The 2,828-nt window shown below is 63.6% G+C and carries 2 protein-coding genes and 2 pseudogenes; 1 reads left to right on the forward strand and 3 read right to left on the reverse strand.

The features are described 5' to 3' along the window. Window positions 1-134: pseudogene (locus AVHM3334_RS23460) on the reverse strand (IS630 family transposase); the annotation flags it as partial. 195 nt (window positions 135-329) lie between these two features. On the opposite strand from AVHM3334_RS23460, the gene AVHM3334_RS23465 reads away from it, so the two are divergent. Further along, complete coding sequence (locus tag AVHM3334_RS23465; protein WP_284415845.1) at window positions 330-2,111, forward strand: ABC transporter ATP-binding protein/permease; 1,782 nt, start codon at window positions 330-332, stop codon at window positions 2,109-2,111. Between the two features lie 35 nt (window positions 2,112-2,146). Here the strand turns inward: AVHM3334_RS23465 and AVHM3334_RS23470 are convergent. Together AVHM3334_RS23470 and AVHM3334_RS23475 are read right to left on the reverse strand one after the other, a co-directional pair. Beyond that, window positions 2,147-2,686: pseudogene (locus AVHM3334_RS23470) on the reverse strand (GlxA family transcriptional regulator); the annotation flags it as partial. Between the two features lie 16 nt (window positions 2,687-2,702). Next, the coding region (locus AVHM3334_RS23475) for an integrase core domain-containing protein (RefSeq protein WP_284413497.1) at window positions 2,703-2,828 on the reverse strand (126 nt) is incomplete at its 5' end.

A 2,828-nucleotide genomic window follows, 5' to 3' on the forward strand; every position in this document is an offset into this window, starting at 1 on the left:
TAGGCCCAGCCCCTGTGCATGCCCAAGGAAGCCGCCACCGCTGCTGGCGACTCTCCTTCGCGCATGCGCTGTACGGCCAGCATGCGCATTTCTTCCAACACATTGTGGGCCAGGGTGCGTCCGTCTCTTTTCATGCCGTCAATGAAAGCACCGATCGCCGCACTGCGCAATAGAATGCTCTCTAAGTTACTGACTTATGAGTAAAACCTAGCACGCTGCACGCCGCATGCTGCGCGCCGTCCGTTGCCGCCCCGCGTTTAAGTCCCGGCTAAGCCAACCTTCACAGCCGCGCGGCACACTGGCCAACCCGCCACACCTAACACAGATCGATGCCCCAACCCACTGTCACCAAGACCTCAGCCTGGTCGTTGATCCGCCCCTACTGGTTTTCTGAGGAACGATGGTCCGCACGCGGCCTGCTGGCGCTGATCGTCGCGATGAACCTCGGCATCGTCTACATCAACGTGCGCATCAACGCCTGGAGCGCGGATTTCTTCAATGCTCTGGAGGCCCGCAACACGGCCGAGTTCAGCCCCCTGCTGCTGCTCTTCACGGGACTGGCGCTGGCTTACATCGTGCTGGCCGTGTATGCGCTGTACTTCAAGCAGATGCTGGGATTTCGCTGGCGCCGCTGGCTCACGGCCGAGTACCTGAAGCGGTGGTTGCACGGCAATGCCTTCTACCGCATCGAGCGCGACCGCCTGGCCGACAACCCGGACCAGCGCATCGCCGAAGACCTGAACAGCTTGGCCACCACCACGCTGGCACTGACCCTGGACCTGCTGTCCACCGTCGTCACGCTGGGTTCCTTCATCTTCATCCTGTGGTCCGTGGGCGGACCGCTGTTGGTCCATGTGGCAGGCTATAGCGCCACCATTCCCGGCTACATGGTGTGGGCGGCTGCAGCCTATGCCGTGGTGGGTTCGCTGGCCATGCAGGCTTTCGGACACCGCCTGGTGGCCGTGAACTACCGCCAGCAGCAGGTGGAAGCGCATTTCCGTTTCGGCCTCGTGCGACTGCGTGAGAACGCTGAACCCATCGCGCTGTACGACGGCGCGCGGGCCGAGGCGGCCCACTCCGCCACGCTGTTCGGCCGGATACAGGACAACTGGCGCATGGTGATGCGCTACACCAAGCGGCTCACGCTGGTGAATTCGCTTTATTCGCAGATCGCCGTCGTCCTGCCGCTGGCACTGGCCGCGCCGCGCTACTTCGCCGGCGCTTACAGCTTCGGGGTGCTCATGCAGATCAGCCGCGCTTTCGACACGGTGAGCGGGGCGATGTCGTGGTTCATCAACAGCTACGGGACGCTGGCGGAATGGCGTGCCACGGTCAACCGTCTGACGGAACTGGGCGAGGTGTTGGCCGCCATACCGGCTTCGTCCACCCGCGGCATTCGACTGCGGAGGGGTGAAGGCAATGCCTTGGCCACACACAGCCTGCAACTGGCGCTGCCAGGCGGTGCAGCGCTGCTGACCGTGCCAGACCTGCACATCGAGCCGGGTGAGCGGTGGCTGCTGCGTGGCCCCTCCGGAGTGGGCAAAAGCACCTTGCTTCGAGCGCTGGCAGGCCTGTGGGACTTCGGTAGCGGCACCGTTGACCTGCCGAAGACAAGGATGCTCTTCGTGCCGCAGAGCAGCTACCTTCCGCTGGGAAGCCTCGCCGAAGCGCTGGCCTACCCGGGCACGCCCGGCGAGCACACCGAGGCCCGAGTGCGCGAAGCCCTGGAGGCCGTAGGCCTGCAGCCCTTGAGCGACCAGCTCGGCGATGTGGCGCCCTGGGCACGACGGCTGTCGCCGGGCGAGCAGCAACGGCTGGCGTTTGCCCGCGTGCTGCTGCAAAAGCCCGAATGGCTGCTACTCGACGAGGCCACCAGCGCGCTGGACCCGGCAGCCGAGCGCATGCTCTACACGCTGCTGGCCGACCGGCTGCCCGCCACCACGGTCATCAGCGTGGGCCACCGGGACGCGCTGGCCGAGTTCCATGGGCAGCAGTTGGTACTGGAACAGCCAGGCGCACCGCAGGCGCGCGGCGGTCCGCAAAACCCGAGTCCTGTTGCCCCAGGGCTGGCATTGCCCACTCACAAGCGTCTGGCCGATCCATCTTCCTGAACCGCCCCTTCTTGATTTGCGCAAGGGTTTAGCGATCAAGCCCTGGCGGCACGTCGGATGACTTGTGGTGGTTGACCAAAGGCCCGTATGAATGCGCGGCGCATGCGATCTCGGTCTGCGAATCCCGTCTGCTGAGCAACGAGATCGATGGGGTGGCTTGTTTCCTCCATCATCGCTCGAGCTGCCTCCAAGCGCATGTGTTCGATGGCCTTGGCTGGTGATTGCCCGGTCTCGGATTGAAACGCTCAGCTAAATTGACGAGGCGACAGATGCGCAACCTCGGCGAGATCCTCCACCGACAGTCGGCTCGCAAGATTACGGTGAGCGTGGGTCAGCACGGCCTGCATCCTGTCTGACTTCGGTTCTAGCTCGAGCAACGTTGAGAACTGGGACTGCCCCCCGCTTCGACGGTGGTACACGACCATCTTTCGAGCCACCTGCCGCGCCATTTCCATGCCGAGATCCTCCTCGACGATGGCAAGCGCAAGATCGATACCCGCGGTCATCCCCGCCGATGTCCAGATGGGTCCATCGGCGATGAAAATCCGATCCTCTTCCACCTTCACCTTGGGATAGAGTTCGGACATACCTCTAGCTGTCGAGTTGCAATAGGTTATACCCGGCAAGTCGGGAAGCTGGAGGTCTGTAGCCCAAGGCCGAGTGGGGCCTCCTGGCGTTGTAGTAGCTCAGGAACGCAGGCAACCATGCTGTGCGTTC

Origin of the sequence: Acidovorax sp. SUPP3334 (genome assembly GCF_030159055.1) — a bacterium.
GTDB lineage: Bacteria > Pseudomonadota > Gammaproteobacteria > Burkholderiales > Burkholderiaceae_C > Paracidovorax.